The 18,178-nt window shown below is 46.3% G+C and carries 14 protein-coding genes; 6 read left to right on the top strand and 8 right to left on the bottom strand.

All coding sequences use genetic code 11. The features are described 5' to 3' along the window. Positions 1–2,364, bottom strand: a complete 2,364-nt coding sequence (locus WH95_RS16755) for a hypothetical protein (RefSeq protein WP_046509454.1) — start codon at positions 2,362–2,364, stop codon at positions 1–3. 132 nt (positions 2,365–2,496) lie between these two features. After that, on the bottom strand, positions 2,497–4,641 hold the full coding sequence (scpA, locus tag WH95_RS16750; protein WP_046509452.1) for a methylmalonyl-CoA mutase: 2,145 nt from the start codon (positions 4,639–4,641) through the stop codon (positions 2,497–2,499). 296 nt (positions 4,642–4,937) lie between these two features. Between scpA and WH95_RS16745 the strand changes: the two genes are divergently transcribed. Continuing rightward, positions 4,938–5,888, top strand: a complete 951-nt coding sequence (locus WH95_RS16745) for a YHYH protein (protein ID WP_082114207.1) — start codon at positions 4,938–4,940, stop codon at positions 5,886–5,888. Positions 5,889–5,908: 20 nt separating this feature from the next. Here WH95_RS16745 and WH95_RS16740 read toward each other — a convergent pair whose 3' ends face one another. Both WH95_RS16740 and WH95_RS20755 read right to left on the bottom strand, forming a co-directional pair. Beyond that, positions 5,909–6,793: a TIGR01459 family HAD-type hydrolase gene (locus WH95_RS16740; RefSeq protein ID WP_046509450.1), complete on the bottom strand. Its 885-nt coding sequence runs from the start codon at positions 6,791–6,793 to the stop codon at positions 5,909–5,911. Between the two features lie 171 nt (positions 6,794–6,964). Next, complete coding sequence (locus WH95_RS20755; protein ID WP_052742109.1) at positions 6,965–8,275, bottom strand: EAL domain-containing protein; 1,311 nt, start codon at positions 8,273–8,275, stop codon at positions 6,965–6,967. A 133-nt stretch (positions 8,276–8,408) separates the two neighbouring features. Here WH95_RS20755 and arsC point away from each other — a divergent pair, with 133 nt between their 5' ends. Next, the gene (gene arsC, locus WH95_RS16730; RefSeq protein ID WP_046509448.1) at positions 8,409–8,756 is read left to right on the top strand and encodes an arsenate reductase (glutaredoxin); all 348 of its coding nucleotides are present in this window, start codon (positions 8,409–8,411) and stop codon (positions 8,754–8,756) included. 10 nt (positions 8,757–8,766) lie between these two features. On the opposite strand, the gene WH95_RS16725 is transcribed toward arsC, so the two are convergent. Together WH95_RS16725 and WH95_RS16720 are read right to left on the bottom strand one after the other, a co-directional pair. Then, positions 8,767–9,831, bottom strand: a complete 1,065-nt coding sequence (locus tag WH95_RS16725) for a quinone-dependent dihydroorotate dehydrogenase (RefSeq protein ID WP_046509446.1) — start codon at positions 9,829–9,831, stop codon at positions 8,767–8,769. A 164-nt stretch (positions 9,832–9,995) separates the two neighbouring features. Further along, positions 9,996–10,346 carry a DUF952 domain-containing protein gene (locus tag WH95_RS16720; protein ID WP_046509444.1) on the bottom strand — a complete coding sequence of 117 codons (351 nt, stop codon included), beginning with the start codon at positions 10,344–10,346 and terminating at the stop codon, positions 9,996–9,998. Between the two features lie 399 nt (positions 10,347–10,745). On the opposite strand from WH95_RS16720, the gene WH95_RS16715 reads away from it, so the two are divergent. Continuing rightward, a complete protein-coding gene (locus tag WH95_RS16715; RefSeq protein WP_046509441.1) occupies positions 10,746–10,955 on the top strand; it encodes a hypothetical protein in 210 nt (69 codons plus the stop codon). A 140-nt stretch (positions 10,956–11,095) separates the two neighbouring features. On the opposite strand, the gene WH95_RS16710 is transcribed toward WH95_RS16715, so the two are convergent. Further along, positions 11,096–11,764, bottom strand: coding sequence for a pseudouridine synthase (locus WH95_RS16710; RefSeq protein ID WP_082114206.1), 669 nt, complete (start codon positions 11,762–11,764; stop codon positions 11,096–11,098). Between the two features lie 223 nt (positions 11,765–11,987). Here WH95_RS16710 and WH95_RS16705 point away from each other — a divergent pair, with 223 nt between their 5' ends. Together WH95_RS16705 and WH95_RS20750 are read left to right on the top strand one after the other, a co-directional pair. Then, entirely contained in the window at positions 11,988–12,620 is a 633-nt protein-coding gene (locus WH95_RS16705; RefSeq protein ID WP_046509438.1) for a S24 family peptidase, read from the top strand. Between the two features lie 176 nt (positions 12,621–12,796). After that, on the top strand, positions 12,797–13,225 hold the full coding sequence (locus tag WH95_RS20750; protein WP_052742108.1) for a hypothetical protein: 429 nt from the start codon (positions 12,797–12,799) through the stop codon (positions 13,223–13,225). Positions 13,226–13,318: 93 nt separating this feature from the next. On the opposite strand, the gene WH95_RS16695 is transcribed toward WH95_RS20750, so the two are convergent. Beyond that, positions 13,319–14,902, bottom strand: a complete 1,584-nt coding sequence (locus WH95_RS16695; protein ID WP_046509436.1) for a lysine--tRNA ligase — start codon at positions 14,900–14,902, stop codon at positions 13,319–13,321. A gap of 356 nt (positions 14,903–15,258) precedes the next feature. On the opposite strand from WH95_RS16695, the gene WH95_RS16690 reads away from it, so the two are divergent. Continuing rightward, the gene (locus tag WH95_RS16690; RefSeq protein WP_052742107.1) at positions 15,259–18,054 is read left to right on the top strand and encodes an ATP-dependent DNA helicase; all 2,796 of its coding nucleotides are present in this window, start codon (positions 15,259–15,261) and stop codon (positions 18,052–18,054) included. Positions 18,055–18,178 lie beyond the last annotated feature (124 nt).

Below are 18,178 nucleotides of genomic sequence, written 5' to 3'. Positions count from 1 at the left end.
TCACTCCATGCGGCCAATAGAACGTGCGAGCAAGACATAGAGCTTTCCAACATCTGCAGTCATAAAGGTTGCAGAAAGAACATCTTCGCTATCACATTCACGGGCCTGAGACATCAGGTTATCAAACTGATCAAGATAACGGTTCACCTGATTTCTGAAGGTCTGATTTGTCTCAAAATAACGTTTCACTTCACGTGTATCGTAAAGGTCTTTTTTCTTTAGAATGGACCGCGCAAAAATCGAGCGGTCCCCCTTGTGATATCGTTTCCAATATTCTTCAGGCAAGTCCTCGTCCAAAATTTTATTTAAATCAATGGCCGAAGAATTGAGATCATCAATAAGTATCGTTGCCCCGCGCAAGAAAGCATCGCGTTTATTTGCCGAGCGGTCTTCCCTTAATTTCAAGGCCTGGCGTGTGGCTTCCTCTGACGCATGGGCCAAATCACGTGCCTGTTGCCCAAAGGCATCCGCAAGGGATGATACCTTGCCATGCAATTCCGTGACTTTATTGCTATCTTTCGCAAAGGTCTCACTCAGTTTTTCCGCACTTCTAAGAGCACCGTCCGCTGAACCTTTCAAGCTTGATGCAGCCTTTTCGGCACGAGCACCAATATCCTCAACCTGTTTCAGGGATTCTTCTGCCAGAGCAGCAAGCTTCTCCCTTTGCTGATCAACATGATCCTTCAAGGTATCAGCTGTTTGACGGGATTCATCCGATGCCTTGCTCAATGCTTCGGTACGGGCATCAAGTGATGTCCGAACGTCTTCCAAAAGAGTACTAAAATCATCAGAAAGTGTTTTAAAGGCATCCAATTCTTCGTGTACACCGTGGCGAAGGTCCTGCACAGCCTGATTAGCGGCACTTGATCCATCAGCAAGTGCCAGTGTCTGAAGCTGGAACACCTTGGCGACTTCTGTTGTGTGGCGCACGGCCTTATCTGCGGCAAGTTCCATAAGCCGTGTTTGGTCTTTAAGTGCTCTGGATGCCTCTTCGACATTCTCCTGAGCACTTTTGCTGACTTGCCCAATCTCCCGGGTATGCTCGCTCAAGCCGCCCATAACAACATCGGCAAGATCGCTGAGCCGTTCAGATGATTCTTCCAGACTGGTAATCCCCGGACGAATTTTTTCTGCGGCTGCAATCAAAGTATCCTGTGCCTGTGCCGTCGCTTCCGTCAATCGAGACGCTTCTTCCCGGCCAGCCATTGAAACAGCTTCGCCCAGATCTTTGGTTACCTGTGCCAGATTATCAGCAACTTCCTTGCCGCTTTTATCCAACTCACCCGCCTGTACTCGGAAACGTTCGTTCATTTCCCCCGCACGCAAGGCCACATCGGCAAAAAGCTCTCGAACTTCTTCCGCATCTTTCCGCATCGCATCAGACAGTGAAACGGCTTTGTACCCTATTTCAGCAACCAGTTGCTCCATCGCCTGATTTTCGCCGGACAGTCTTTCGCCAAGTTCTGAAACCTTAGCACCCGCCCCTTCAAGAAGCTGTTCTACATCCCCGATACGATCTTTTATCAAGCCCTTGAATTTTTCGCCCTCGGCATCAATCGTATCCTGAACCAACTTCAAAGTTTCGAGGTCTTGCTTGAGACTCTCGCGCATGGTTTCACTGCACACTTCTGCTGTCGTACCAGCCGCAGCCATGTCCTCGGCCTGCTGCTTCAACATTTCGCTGGCATCTTCGGTTCGCCCAATTGTGCGTTCCACGGCCTCGTCCAGAACATCGACAGAATCTCGCAATGTCTTGCTAATCGTCTCGGCCATAACCTCACTGCGCACGCCAGAGCTTTCAAGCGCCGTCACCTGCTCCTTAACCGCTTCACGTGCGTTTTCCAGACTGGAATGGATTGAATTATGAACGTCTTCGAGTGAACTTTGTTGGGTGGCCAGTGTTTCCTGAATCTGTTCTGTTTGCGAAGATGCCCGAATAGCAGCACCGGTGAGCTGCTTTGTTTGTTCTTTGAAGGCGTTAATCAGTCCCGTCAGACGCTTTTCAACTTCACCCGACGCACTATTCAGACTTTCGGCCTGTTCCTGTAGCTGGCGCGTAATATCTTTGACGCGGGTATTCTCTTCATCATCGGGGTAGGTAAGCTTGTCCAGTTTCACAAGCAGCCTGCGCGTTTCATTGGAAAGCGCTGCACCTCTTAGAATGAAAAGCAATATGGCCCACAAAAGAACAAGCGGCAGTGTAATTCCGGCAAGCAATTGCCCCTGTTCCTGAGGGACCATACTTTCAATGACATCCAGACCGACCTGATTTTTTAAATACTGGTAACAAACCCACAGCCATGCCCCTGATGCTGCCACCCCGAACAGCGCCAAAATTCTTGTGATCCAGGTATGACCTGACATCCCCTCACTCCCTGTTTAATCACGATTTACGATCGCCTGAGAGAGATAATAGGGCAGGAAAGTCCCATAGTCCAAGAAAGACCATTAAGATCAGGGCCTTCTTGGACATTTTTTTGAGATATTTTTTACGAATCAGCTTCTTTTGTTCAACAGGCCGATTATTTCCTGTGCCGCCAAGGGAATATTACTCCCTGGCCCGTACACAGCAGAAACGCCTGCTTTTTTAAGAGCATCATAATCCTGCGCAGGTATCACCCCCCCGCAAATGACAAGAATATCATCAGCCTTCTGACGCTTAAGCTCTGCAATCAGCTGTGGAACCAGCGTCTTGTGACCGGCGGCTTGTGTTGAAATGCCAACAACATGAACATCATTTTCAATCGCCTGCTGCGCCCCCTCTTCCGGCGTTTGGAACAGCGGGCCGACATCAACATCAAAACCGATGTCAGCAAAGGCCGTTGCAATGACTTTCGCGCCGCGGTCATGACCGTCCTGCCCTAACTTCACCACAAGCATTCTTGGACGGCGACCTTCTTGTTCAGCAAAAGCTTCGACTTCTCCCTGAATGCGAGCGAAATCATCATCGCCATCATATGCAGATCCATACACGCCGGAAATACTCCTGTTTACAGCACGGTGACGACCATACACCTTTTCCAGCGCATCCGAAATTTCACCAACCGTAGCGCGTAACCGCGTCGCCTGAACAGCAAGATCAAGCAAATTACCTGAACCGTCTTCTGCCGCCTTTGTTAAAGCAGCAAGAGCTTCGTCACAGGCTTTGCTATCACGGGTCTTGCGAATTTCATTCAATCGCGCAATCTGCTGTTCTCTAACGACAGTATTATCAATATCAAGGATCTCGATGTCGTCTTCTTTTTCGAGACGATATTTATTAACGCCAACCACAGTTTCTTCACCGCGATCAATACGTGCCTGCTTTTTCGCCGCAGACTCTTCAATTCTAAGTTTTGGCATGCCGGATTCAACAGCCTTGGTCATGCCGCCCATTTCTTCGACTTCATCGATTATTTTCCGCGCTTCTTCAATCAAGCTCGCGGTCAGACTTTCCACATAATAACTTCCGGCGAGCGGATCAACGACCTTTGTAATACCTGTTTCTTCTTGCAAGATCAGCTGTGTATTCCGTGCTATCCGGGCGGAAAAATCCGTTGGCAAAGCCACAGCCTCATCCAAGGCATTGGTATGCAGAGACTGGGTCCCTCCCAAAGCTGCAGCCATTGCCTCTACAGTTGTCCGAATGACATTGTTATAGGGGTCCTGCTCGGTCAAAGAAACACCAGATGTCTGGCAATGGGTCCGAAGCATCAAGGACTTCGTATCTTTCGGGTCAAACATCTTTTTCATATAATGAGACCACAGAAAACGTGCAGCCCGAAGCTTTGATGCTTCCATAAAAAAGTTCATGCCGATTGCGAAGAAGAAACTAAGCCGTGGCGCAAACGCATCTACGTCCAGACCTTTAGAAATCGCGGTGCGTACATATTCAAGGCCGTCAGCAATGGTAAATGCAAGCTCTTGCACACAGGTAGAGCCAGCTTCCTGCATATGGTAACCCGAAATCGAAATAGAGTTAAAGCGCGGCATATTTTTGGCTGTATAACCGATAATATCAGACACAATCCGCATCGAAGGGGTTGGCGGGAAAATATAGGTATTCCGCACCATGAACTCCTTGAGCACATCATTCTGGATTGTTCCAGACAGTTGTTCTGGTTTCACCCCCTGTTCTTCAGCGGCAACAATATAGCCAGCAAGCACAGGCAACACAGCACCGTTCATTGTCATGGAAACAGACATTTGATCCAGCGGAATGCCATCAAAAAGAACTTTCATATCCTCGACAGAGTCGATCGCAACCCCCGCTTTACCCACATCCCCAACCACACGCGGGTGATCAGAATCATATCCTCTGTGCGTTGCAAGATCGAAAGCGACTGAAAGCCCCTTTTGCCCTGCGGCAAGGTTCCGGCGATAGAAAGCATTGGATTCTTCAGCTGTTGAAAAACCTGCGTATTGGCGTACGGTCCAGGGGCGCGCAGCATACATACTGCCCCGAGGACCACGCAAAAACGGTGCAAAGCCCGGCAAGGTTCCCATGGTATCCAGATCTTCAAGATCTTCTTCTGTATAGATCGGCTTTACCACAATACCTTCGGGAGTTTCCCAATTCAGGCTATCGCTTTTCTTCCCACGAAGTTCTTTTTCAACAAGCCCTTCCCAGTCCGCGATTGTTTTTTTGGGAAAATCAGACATTCAACGTCCCTCCTAGCTTTCAGGATCTCGCCCCGGCTTTATTATTATAACTGTTCTTGTTATCGGATATCCCCGAAATAATGGACGATCCTAAAACAGAATATTTTTGCAGCGCAATATAACCAGCTTTTTCGAAACGAGTCTATGCTCTGTGAAAAGCCTAATAAAGCAGAGCCAATTCAGCAAAATTGCAGATGTGAATTTTTTTACAAAGAATTTTCGACAGAAATCACGTGTTGTAACGTTATACTTGCACCCACAGGTAATTACGGGCCCCGAACCCCAGGAACAATAAAATGTACAAAAGCCCAAAAAGCTCTGCCACAAATATTTCCGAAGATAAAAGGCAAGAACGACGACGATTTATGACATTGATGGGCGTTTTACCTGCCGCGGGTTTTATAGGATTAAGGACACAAAGTGCTTGGGCCGTTCACAATCAGGTCGACATTAACATACGCGGGAAATATCGTTACATTTCAGCAAATGGCATTCCTGATCATCGTACAGGTAACTTCCCCAATCGCAGGAATCCCAACACCATTCAATCACAGAACCATCTGTTTCGGGTTCCAATGCACCCCAAAGAAGCTTCACACATAACAGATGTTGGGTTTAACAGTTTCGGCGTCGCCATAAATGGTATCCCTTTCGATCCAGCTGCAAATGAGTTTTGGCAACGGGACCGGCACTCTGGATGGCAATATGAAGCGATGTCTGGGAAAATAGATTTGGGGCTGGATAAAAATAATGCTCATGTCCAGCCAAATGGTGCCTATCATTATCACGGCTTGCCCACTGGCTTGATACGTAACTGGTCAGACAATCAGCATTCATCTGTGATCGGATATGCTGCGGATGGCTTTCCCATATATGTCCTGTACGGTTACAAAGATCCGACTCAAACTCAGAGTCCCATTATGCCACTGGCATCCAGTTACAAACTGAAAACTGGCACACGGAACGGAGGCCCCGGTGGACGACATGATGGCAGTTTTATTCAAGACTATGAATACCGACGGGGCTTTGGAGATCTTGACGAATGCAACGGGCGCTTTTGTGTGACACCGGAATACCCCGAAGGCACATATGCATACTTCCTCACCAGTGAATACCCCTTTATACCACGCAAGTTCCGCGGCATTCCCGATAAAAGCTTCCAGAAAAGAAGGGGTAGTGGTCCCAGAAACCACCACCAAAAAAATCATTCGAGACCAAAGCCGGGCGAAAGACCACCCAGACCCTGAACAAGAATTAATTCGTCATCTTACCATTTGAAAATAGGCATGGCAGCAACCGGGTACTGATCATAACGATTGCATAAGCTAACAAGCTTTAACATATCTGTCGGAGAGTTTAGACCATTGAGGTCATCCGAATGAATCCCGCCGGCGATGAACAAACCATGGATACCTGCCGCATTTGCACCTGTAATATCTGTACGCAATGAATCCCCCACAGCAAGAACACGTGAGCCGTCCTTGATGCCAACCAGCTTCATGCATTCCTTGTAAATATCCTGATAGGGTTTGCCGTGATACTGTACTTCCCCACCCATATCTTCGTAATGATGAGCCACAGCACCGGCACAAAGTTCGCGCTTGCCCCCCCGGATAACTTCCAGATCAGGATTGGCGCAAACCATTGGTAACTTGCGTTCGAGCGCGGGCTTTAACAAGTAATCATAACGCTCGACCTTATCCTCGGGATCCCAAATACCGGTCAGCATAATGAAATCAGCGCCACCAATGTCATCAACAAAATTAAAATCCAAGCCTTCTTTCATGCCAAGATCTCTTTCGGGGCCAATCAGAAAGGCATTCTTTCCAAGCTTTTGGTAAAAAGGAAGTGTCCGTTCTTTCAGATTACGCCATGTGACTTCACCAGATGAAAGAACCGCATCCGCAAGATCACGGGCAATCCCCAACTCTTCATTTCTAACAGTGACGGATTCAGCACGTCTGGGTGCATTGGACAGAATAACGATCCTTTTTCCAGCTTTTCTTATTTTCTGAAGTGCAGTCACTGCATCGGGAAAAGCTTCTAACCCGTCATGCATCACCCCCCACAAATCGACAACAAATCCATCGTAATTATCAATGATTTCGGAAACCCCTGATAAAAGCGGGATTGTACGAGGTGTGGCTGACATAAGAAGTTCCTGCAAATGTAACGGATAAAAAAAGAGAGACTTCTTGTGCCACAAGCTCTATGACTTGCAAAGCATTAGTCACCGCTTCGTCAAAATGGTCTTATATATCATCACATTTTATACGCAGGCATCTTTTACAGATAGGCATCTCTTGATTACGGTTTAATCAATTTATGGCTTTGCAGGTCGTGGTTCTCCAAAAAGGTATCCTTGACCATAGGCGACATCCTGATCGAGAACCTGAACAAGGGCATCTTCTGTTTCAATTTTTTCAACGACCAATTCTATAGGCAGACTTCTCACATCGTGTAAAAATTTCTTTGTCTTGTTTCTATCCTGCGAAAAGAGCCAGCCTTCTATTTTTAGAAATCTAATACGGCCAGCTGCCAAGGCCTTCAGATCCATATCCAGGGTTTTCATTCGATCAAGGGACAAGCGACAACCATGACCTATCAGCCTTTCAAGGCTTAATAGTTCACTGGCTTTTAAATCCAAAAATTCATCTTGCCCAACTTCAATGATCAGATGGGGTGCAATTTCGATATTCCCCCGGACAAAATCGACAAAATCATCAAAAAAGTCCTGATCCTTCAAGGTATGAGATGACAAGTTTACAAAGAAAGAGACATCTTCCCCAGAACGGAGAATCTTTCGGATAATCTGCACACAACGGAATAACAACATATTATCTATTGCTGTTATTAATCCTGCTCGTGTGGCGATAGATACATACTGTCCGGGCTCAATGACCTGTCCGTTTGTCGTTCTCAAGCGGGAAAAGCACTCATAAAACTTTCTTTTACGCTGAGGCAAAGCAACAACCGGCTGTAAAAACATATCAATGCGATCATCGCGTAATGAACGCCTTACAATTGAAAGGACTTCTGTCTCGCTCAGGTCACTTAATACCGAAACTTCTTCTTTTGTCGCGTTTGTAGCTACTGTCTTTTGTCTGGCCCTCAACGATCGTTCATTTCTGAAATCGTCCAGAAAATCACTTTTGGTCGCCTGTCTCTTTTGCCCAACAACTTCTGGTCTCTCAGGTTCTTTAAACTGAGAGCTTTCTTCATCATCGAATAACCCAAGATAAGGGTCTGTCAATCTGGGCATAAGTGTCTTGAGCAGGTTAACCTCGGACAAGGCATCATTAATGATATTCTGTTCTTCACTCAATTTGCTGGATTGACCTGCCGCCTCAAAAGCTTCGGCCATCCCTTTTATCTCTCGACGGGTCCAGGAAATACGATCGCGTAAAACAGCCTGATTATGGTGAAGCGTTTCAAGCTTTGCTGTTGTTTCTTCATCATTTGCCCGACGCGTTATAATTTCATGGAGCACAACACCTGCCAGAAATATCCACAATCCCAGCAACATGGCACCACCTGTCTGTAGATCGGGAATGTAGCTAGGCCCAAAAAGGACGGCAATAAGCGCAAGGCCACAATAGATTGTAATAAAGAATAGATGATGTAACAGAGGCATAAATTTTATTTCGACTAAATCTAACGAATAAGATAATCAATGACACAAGGTTCTTGAGAGAGACTTAACAAAACACTCATAATCTGACAGATTTCAATTATCTTTTCCAACTATATAAGATGGCCGGCCTGACATGATGGTTAAAATTCTTCACAATTCTCGTTGTAGTAAATCTCGTCAAACTCTTAACATTCTCGAAGATCAAGGCTGCGAAGTAACAATTATAGAATACCTAAAAGGCGCAATCACTGAAAGCCAGCTCAAAGATATTCTACAGCAGTTAGAAATGGCCCCACGCGATCTGCTGAGAAAAGGGGAAAAAATTTATAAAGAACTCAACCTCTCGGACACCGGCTTAAATGATGAAAACCTTATCAAGGCCATGATAGAACATCCGATCCTAATCGAACGTCCGATTGTCATCAGCTCCAAGGGTGCTAGAATTGGCAGACCACCAGAATCAGTATTGGAAATCCTATAAGGCGGGAAATTTATTTGTGATCCGCCCCCACGGCTTCGGCAACTGAACTAAAACCATCCTGCTGAAGCAAGGTAATCAGTTCTTTGAGAATCTGGGGAATAAGAGGCGGTCCACCATAAACAAGCGCAGAATATAGCTGCACCAATGAAGCTCCTGCTCTTATTTTTGCATAGGCTTGACGACCATTGGCGACACCGCCAACACCAATCAATGGAATTTTGCCGCCTGTTAATTGGTACATATCCCTCAAAACTTCTGTTGAGGCTTCAAAAAGAGGCGCACCACTCAAGCCGCCAACTTCGGTACGATGTAAACTTTTGAGGCTTTCAGGGCGTTCAATTGTTGTGTTTGTTACCGTTAAACCATCTAGCGAAAGATCCAACGCGACCCCTGCGATGTCTCGCTTGTCTTCTTCGGTCAGGTCCGGGGCGATCTTTAACACCAATGGCGGTGCTTTATCGCCCAATGTCGTGGCCAATACATCCTGTACGCCAGAAATCAATATCTCCAGCTCTTCACGCCCCTGTAGAGCTCGCAAGCCCGGAGTATTTGGCGACGATACATTGATCACCATATAGTCTGCATAGCGTGCGAGTTTTCTTGCACCCTTCTGGTAATCCTCAAGAGCAGTCTCGGTGTTTTTATTTTTCCCCAGATTAACACCAAGCAAACCTGAAAGCTTTTTCTGACGAAGTCGGATCAGCTTGTCCTCAGCAGCTTCCATTCCGCCATTATTAAAACCCATTCGGTTAATAACAGCCTTATCATCAGTTAAGCGGAACACTCTGGGTTTAGGATTTCCCGGCTGAGCCAGAGGCGTAATAGAGCCGACCTCGGTAAAACCCAGACCGAACTCAAGCATCGGCTCCACAGCTTCTGCATTCTTATCAAAACCTGCGGCCAGCCCCAAAGGATTAGGAAAATCTAGCCCCCAAACAGATGTCTTCAGAGCAGGATCAGCAATCGTTTTTTGTGATGTGGCAAGACCATGTTTAAGACACCACAAGGTAAAATTGTGTGCCGTCTCAGCCGGTAAAAGCCGGATGCACGGGCCGATAATATCAAAACTGTTCACAAAAACTCTCCTGAGGGTCAGAGCAAGGCGGTATTAAAGGCAAATCAAGATGGACTTACCATAGGCATACCCCCATCACCACCCCTAAGCTAATCCAGATACAATTTAACACATAACCTCGGATTTCTTTTAATTCCGTAGTTTGCAACGAAACCAGTGAAAATCTAATCAAGCCAGTCTGGAAACTGGTGCTTACCACCCTCACCAAGATTTAAATCAGCAGTTCGCACAACTGTAGCCAGAGATAAATCAGCATATAGATGAGGAAACAAGGCTCCCCCCTTTGAAGGTTCCCATTTCAAATCGTCCCCAAGGAGTTCAGCATCAACTTCGATTAAAATAAGGTTATCTTGACCAGCACGATGTTTTGCAACCGAACCACGAACCTGATCAGATCCAGAAAAATGTATAAAGCCATCAGCCTGGTCTTGTGAGGACCCAGCATAGCTTCCCTTTTCTTTTGCAAAGTTCCACTCTTGTCGCTTACAGACATGGTATATAAATCGACTTGCCATCCCAAAACACTCCTTAAATCGCAAAATGCGTTGCAATTTGCAAATATTCATCATTTTATTGTGATGCAAAATGCAACACCCATTCAACAATAACAACTTATAATTTCATTCCCCTCCGCCGCAAGTCCGCAGTTTCAAAGGGATTGACATCAATCTTAAGTCGCAAACAAAACAAGAAACACCACCAAAAAGAACGCGAACTGGCAGAAACACTCAGTTTTATTTAAATTTCCACAAAAATATCAATTATTTCAGAGTTGGAACAATTTTTATTTTTGTTTTATATCAGTCGCTTAATGCAAATGATTACAAAAATAATAAAAACTGGCACACTCCCTGCAAAGTACCCTTTCAGGAAGTCTATTGCGAGCTAGACGACCTAATACAAAGGAGAACACCATGGCACATCAAAACATGACAGCGAGCACCATCGGCAGCAGAGCATTGGCAACTGCTCTTGACGCCGTATCAGCCATGGGTCAATCGAATCAGTCAATGATATCGGCTTCTCCAGAAACAGCGATTTTCAATGTAGAATCGCCACAAAACGACTTAGGCGAAGAAAATATTCGGCAACTCTTCGTTTCTATGGCTGAGACAGAACAGTAACCCCCTCACGTTCTCGGCCATCTAAGTCGCTAAAGACTGTCTTTAGCCTGTGAAAGACAGCCTAATGGCGGGAAGGTAACTTCCCGCCATTTCTTTTTCAACTCCGCAGTCAATGATATCGCTTTTCCCACAAAACCGATTCACAAAATATCGTCTGTGGACACAATTTTCCATTCACCGGGCTGCAAACCATCCAATTTTAAATTACCAATTGATTCCCGCACCAAACGCAAAGTGGGAAAGCCTACGGCAGCCGTCATCCTTCGGACCTGGCGATTTTTCCCTTCACTTAAGGTAATCTTTAACCATGCCGTAGGGATATTTTTTCTCTCTCGTATAGGCGGTGTCCTGGATGGAAGGTCAGGCTCTGACGTCAAGAGCTCTACAGTACATGGTTTCGTCTGATACCCTTTGATTATTACTCCCGACCTAAGCTGATCTAAAGCACCATCGTCAGGGACTCTTTCCACTTGAACAAGATAGCTTCTTGGATGCCCATTTTTAGGGTGTATCAACCGATCAATAAAAGGCCCGTCGTTACTTAACAACAACAACCCTTCGCTATCCTTATCTAAACGGCCTGCAGCATAAACGCCCAGCGGTAAATCTATCTCGGCCAGGGTACGCTGCCCCGCCTCACCCGTAAACTGGCTCAAGACATCGTAAGGCTTATACAATGCAACATATAATAATCGAGATGGCGCACTAGCAAAACCGCGCTTCCTTACAGCCGCTTTCACCTTGGTTTTAGCGACAGTTTTGTTGGCCTGCCTCTTTCTAATTGGTTTTTTATCTTTTCTTTCAATCATTACAGTTTTCTACTGCAACAATGGCTTACAGTCACGTTTCAACTGTATGCTACGTACAAATACCCTCTAATTACCGACCTATCCCGCCTGGCGGGACGTTCATGCAATGGACAACTTCTACATACAATAAGTTTTTGGTCCTATTTTTTATCAAATTGAGGTATCATTCCCAAAGAGTACTCGTGTCACGTTGCATAACAACAACTGAATAGGTGACCGTACAATGCTTAAACATGCAGATATATGGAACGCCATAGATAGTTTAGCCGCGCAAAATTCTCTATCCCCGTCTGGTCTAGCCAAAAAAGCCGGGCTGGATCCTACTACCTTTAATAAAAGCAAGCGCATAACCCAGAAAAATAAACCTAGATGGCCAAGCACAGAGTCAATTTCCAAAATACTCGACGCAACAAATTCAACACTCGCCGAATTTGTTAATCTTGTTGGGGAAGAAAGTGCTGGCTTGTTGGCAAAACGAATTCCCGTTCAAGATCTCGGCCAAGCATCATCTTTTGGTCAATTCGATCATAATGGTCACCCCATAGGCGATAGCTGGGATGAAGCACTTTTTGCCCGAGTAAATGATACGAATGCCTTCGGTTTAGAAATAACGGGTAATGACTATGAACCCGTTTACAGCGATGGGCACCTGTTAATTATCTCCCCCAATGCGGATTTGAGAAGGGGGGATCGCATTGCTTTAATGACAACCAATTATGAAATCATTATCAAAGAGCTCATCAGAAACAGTCCATTGAAAGCCGAACTGAAAGGCTTGGCCCCATCGCATCAAGATATAGCGATACAAACACAGGATATCATCTGGATTGCCCGTGTGTTATGGGCCAGCCAATAAAGCTGCCTAACAGAACGTGGTTGCGGAAACACACAAACAAAACAACCCATCTTAACCATGTGTAAATCATAATTTTTACTCTTTTTAAAGGCTTTAGCGTCATATTTAAGTAACAAACGACACACTAACCTGTCGTCTAAGACATAAATTAAATTTAATTAAAGAGGCACTGACGCATGGCTAAACTGGACATGGATGGTCCCCTTAAGCTGGAAGAGAAGGTTATTCTCAAGGAAATAATCCAACCTATGCCTGGTTCATTTGCGCTCGGACACCTTGGTTCAGATCGAAGCTTTGAAGTCTTGTATGTTGGGTATGCCGAAAAAACCGTTCAGGAAACTCTGCTCTACTGCCTGAAAAAACGTGTTGGACAAGGCGGTTTAATGGACAAGCTAACAGGCAAAAACCAAATCAATGCCTTTAAATACAGCTATGCGAACTCACTTGAAGCCTGCTTTCAGAAGACATGTAAAAATTTCCACGACTTTGGCGGCTCAAAAAAGCTAAACAACAAAAATCATCCTGCGCCGCCCAAAGGTTCTGACTGGGCGTGCAACAAATGCACTGAAGAATTGTCAGCCAACTTCAAAATCAAAGCTGGCTAGCTTTTAATAACAACCAATAAAAAAAACCCCGGTCAATGTCCGGGGTTTTCTTTAATCTGCACACTTGTTATCGCCATTTTCGTCAATTAGACGTTAAGCAGAGAGATCTTCGCCGGCCAAAGCTTTTTCAATCAACTTGATACTTTCACCCAAACCATAAAGGGCAAAGAACGTCCCCATCCTAGGTCCTTGGGACTGACCAAGTAGAACTTCGTATAAACATTTGAACCAATCGCGCAGATTATCAAACTCGTGTTTCTTACCAATGGTATAAACTTCCGTTTGAATATCTTCTGCACTTGTTCCGTCTGGCAGACCCTTAAGAACAGACAAAAGGTCTTTCAAGGCTTCAACTTCTTTACCTTCCGGCGCACGATACTGAAGCTTTGGTTTTACAAAATCCTGATAATAGCGAACCGCAAAACCAACCAACTTATCAAGGAATGGTGCACTTTCAGGTGATGCTTCAGGGGCATACTGCTTGATAAAGCCCCACAAGCGATCCGCGTCATTCGCATTACAAACGCTTGCCAAATTCAAGAGAATACCAAACGACAAAGACGTCTGTTCAGACGGCACATTTCCAGTGTGGATATGCCAGGCAGGGTTTTCAAAAAGCTTGCTTTCGTCCTGCTCACCCACTTTTCCTTTAAATGTAATATAATCATCAACAGTACGTGGAATAACATCAAAGTAGAGCTTCTTCGCCGTCCGTGGCTTGTTATACATAAACAAAGCCAAACTTTCCTGCGGCGCATAGGTCAGCCACTCTTCCATGGAAAGGCCGTTACCTTTTGATTTAGAGATTTTTTGCCCCTGCTCATCCAGGAAAAGCTCGTAGGTAAAAGTCTCAGGTCCTTTGCATCCCAAAACTTTCTGAATCTTTTTACCCAACTTAACAGAATCAATCAGGTCTTTTCCCGACATCTCATAATCGACATCCAATGCGTACTGACGCATTGCCCAGTCTGGCTTCCACTGAAGCTTGCAGTGCCCGCCCGTTACGGGAACTTCGACAAGATCACCATCTTCATCCCGGAAAGAGATTGTCCCTGCATCAACATTCGTTTCCTCAACAGGCACCTGAAGAACTTTTCCAGTTTTCGGACAAATGGGCATGAAAGGGCTATAAGTCGCCTGACGCTCTTTACCCAGCGTCGGCAACATCACATTCATGATCTTGTCGTAGTTAGCCAGAATTTCCAAAAGCGCCTTATCAAACTGGCCTGACTGGTAAACTTCTGTGGCGGACAGAAAATCATACTGAAAACCAAAACTGTCCAAAAACTGTCTAAGACGGGCATTATTATGGTGCCCCAAGCTCTCGTATTCCCCAAAAGGATCCGGGACTTTTGACAGCGGCTGTCCGATGTTTGCAGCTAACATCTCTTTGTTTGGTAGATTATCTGGTACTTTACGGAAACCATCTAGGTCATCAGAAAAGCAAAAAAGCTTGGTTGGAATATCGCTTAGCTGTTCAAAAGCATTCCGCACCATTGTTGTACGGGCAACTTCACCAAAAGTTCCAATGTGTGGCAATCCTGATGGACCATAGCCCGTCTGGAAAAGAACATAGCCCTTCTCGGGCGTCTTCCCACCGATACGAGCCAATACTTTGCGCGCTTCTTCAAACGGCCATGCTTTTGCCTGCATAGCGAGTTCCTGGTGGTTAGACATCGTTTTAATCCCTCAAGGGTGTAATGTTGATTTAATGAAAGTCTTTCTGACGCTCTTCAATAACACGCCAGTGATGTGGAAATTAGGCGCAGGAAAGCCCCGCGTCAACTATAGTCGCTTAACTTAATTTCTACTCAATGCGCGAAGACGCATTGAAGCTACCGATATTTTATAAATAACAACAAATGTTCGCCGCTTGTTCTTTTTCAATAGCCATAATCGACGCCCGCTTTTATAAGAAGACTAAGCGAGCCTAGAACTAAGCCATGTGTTTGGCTCAAACGATTTATAAGACCTATAAATCTAACGAAATACAAAAGACGAGATAAAACACTAGAGTATATGACACCCAAGATATGACACCGGAACTTCCAACAGCAGAACAGGCCACAAACGACCAGGGCAATGCGATTATGATGCCCAAGGCCCCTCTGCTATTGTCTGGATTACGTTTTTCCGTATGGATTAGCCCCGACGGCGAAGTCGAAAGATTGCCAAATAGTGAAGCAGCTCGCCGTGTTACTCTTGAACCGCCAATGGTTTGCCATGCCAAATCCACAGCACAAAGACTGGGAATAGATCCTTTTCAGTCCTATGATGTTCTTGAGCTAATCGCTTTTGTACGCCCCGCAGCTGCCTGTACCCCAACACCACGGGGGCTTGCCGCTTTTATTGGTGCACCAGAGCCCACATCTATCGAAGCAGCAGCAATACTTCTTCATCAAACATCCGAACTCCTGTTGCGTGAACAGGCCTCCAAAGGCAGACAATACGATCCGTACGCCGCTGACATAGCCAGAACAATGATGATGGCAGGCTGGCTTTGGGGGCCGGCGATTCTATCTGCCATGCAGGAAGAAAACCTCCATTCACCGACCCTGAAACCCGGCCGAGGGATGCGTATTTGGGAACGTCTAGAAGAATGGAGTGATCACGCCCCCGAGGACCCGCCAAGGCATCAGTCTGTTAAACCAGAAGAGGCAAGACGCCGTCTCTCTGAGTTGCTTGGTGACGATGCCGAAGTTCGACCACAGCAAGTTGATTATTCAGCCGCCGTTTCCAGTGCCTTTGCCCCCAGAGATGTATCAGGAGAACCCAATATTGTCCTGGCTGAAGCCGGGACCGGTGTCGGCAAAACCCTGGGTTACATTGCACCCGCAAGTATTTGGTCCGAAAAAAATGGCGCACCGATCTGGATATCAACCTTTACCCGAAACCTGCAAACTCAAATAGATAGCGAACTCAACAGGCTTTTCCCGGAACGGCGTGAAAAATCGAAACGCGTGGTTATACGCAAAGGCCGTGAAAATTATCTTTGCCTTCTAAACCTTGAAGAAGCCACTCAGGCTCTGATGACCAAACCCCATGATGCCGTTGCCATCGGCTTGATGGCCAGATGGGCCTCACGAAGTAGAAACGGGGATATGGTCGGTGGAGACTTCCCAGGCTGGTTGGCAGATCTAGTTGGAAAAAATAGAACCCTCGGCCTTACAGACAGGCGCGGAGAATGCATCTATTCCGGCTGCCCCCATTACAGCCGCTGTTATATCGAACGCAATATCCGCAAAGCCAAACGAGCCAATATCGTTGTCGCAAACCATGCGCTGGTCATGATCCAAGCTGCGATGGGTGGTGGACGCGATGAAGGCTCTCTCCCCAGCCATTATGTATTCGACGAAGGCCATCACCTGTTTGATGCTGCAGACAGTGCCTTCTCTGCCCATCTGACTGCACAGGAAAGCCAGGAATTACGCCGGTGGATTTCCGGGGTGGAAACGGGCTCAACCCGTTCTGCCAGTCGTGCTAGAGGCCTAAAAAAACGACTAGACGATTTGATTGCAACGGATGACAGAACCCGTGATCTGGTCAATGAAACCGTGCAAGCCGCAAGACACCTTACCGGAGACGGCTGGGTAAATCGCATGGAAGACAACCAGCCCACAGGTCCGATGGAAACTTTTCTTTGTCATCTGCGAGAACAGGTTTATGCACGCACTGACCATGAAAATTCTCCCTACAGTCTGGAAGCTGAAACCAAACCAGCTATTCCCGGTCTCATAGAATCTGCGGCTGAACTGCGCTCTGCACTAGAAGAACTTCTGGAACCCATTAAAAACTTACGCCGCCGTCTGGAACAACGGCTTGATAATGAAGCGGACGAACTAGACAGCGACACTCGACGGCGGATTGAGGCCGCCTGTAAAAGTTTGGAACAGCGTGGTAGTAATCAGGTGCAAGCCTGGATTGCCATGCTAAGTGCTCTGGAAGAAGAAATCCCGGAAGATTTCACCGACTGGTTTTCCGTTGAACGTGCGGGGGGCAAAGATCTTGATGTCGGTCTTCACAGACATTGGATAGATCCAACAAAACCACTGGCAAACACTCTGTTGTCTCAAGCCCACGGTACAGTCATCACATCCGCGACACTCACAGAGGGGAGTGGTAATGAAGAAGGGGACTGGATTGGGGCAGAACGACGAAGCGGTGCATCCTTTGTCCCCGGCATACCAACACGCGCGCGGTTCAAATCACCCTATGATTACGTAAGCCAGACGCGTGTTTTTATCGTCAACGACGTCCGTAAAGACGATATGGATCAGGTTTCAGCCGCCTACCGAGAACTTTTTCTGGCATCACAAGGCGGGGCCTTGGGCCTTTTTACTGCCATATCACGTCTCAAAGCTGTTCATCAGAAAATGGGACCAGAACTTGATCGTGCGGGCTTGACCCTTTACAGCCAACATGTCGATAACCTCGACACCTCTACCCTCATCGATATTTTCAGGGCTGAGAGAAATTCGTCACTGCTGGGAACCGATGCTGTCCGTGATGGCGTGGATGTTCCCGGCGATTCCCTGCGTCTGATTGTGTTTGACCGCGTTCCCTGGCCACGGCCAACCATTCAACACCGTGCCCGTAAAGAGCATTTTGGCGGTAATCGATACAATGACAGCCAGACAAGGCTAAAGCTGAAGCAGGCATATGGACGCCTCATCAGACGTGAAAATGATCGAGGCATATTTGTCCTTCTGGATCCCATGATGCCAACGAGACTCCAAAATGCCTTTCCCGAAGGTGTATCCATACAAAAAACGGGTTTGGCAGATACTGTTGCTCAAGTCCGGGAATTCTTCGATACAACCTCTAAATAACCAGAAAACATGCGATCTTGACCTATAAAGATTGAGACCAAGCCTTTCATTTTATTCCTGTATGGAAATTTCTGTTTTTTTTACTTGCAAAAGCAAAAGAGGAAGAATAAACCTCACTCCGGAT

Origin of the sequence: Kiloniella litopenaei, assembly GCF_000982415.1 — a bacterium.
GTDB classification, from domain to species: Bacteria; Pseudomonadota; Alphaproteobacteria; order Kiloniellales; family Kiloniellaceae; genus Kiloniella; species Kiloniella litopenaei.
This window is presented reverse-complemented; position numbering and strand designations above follow the sequence as displayed.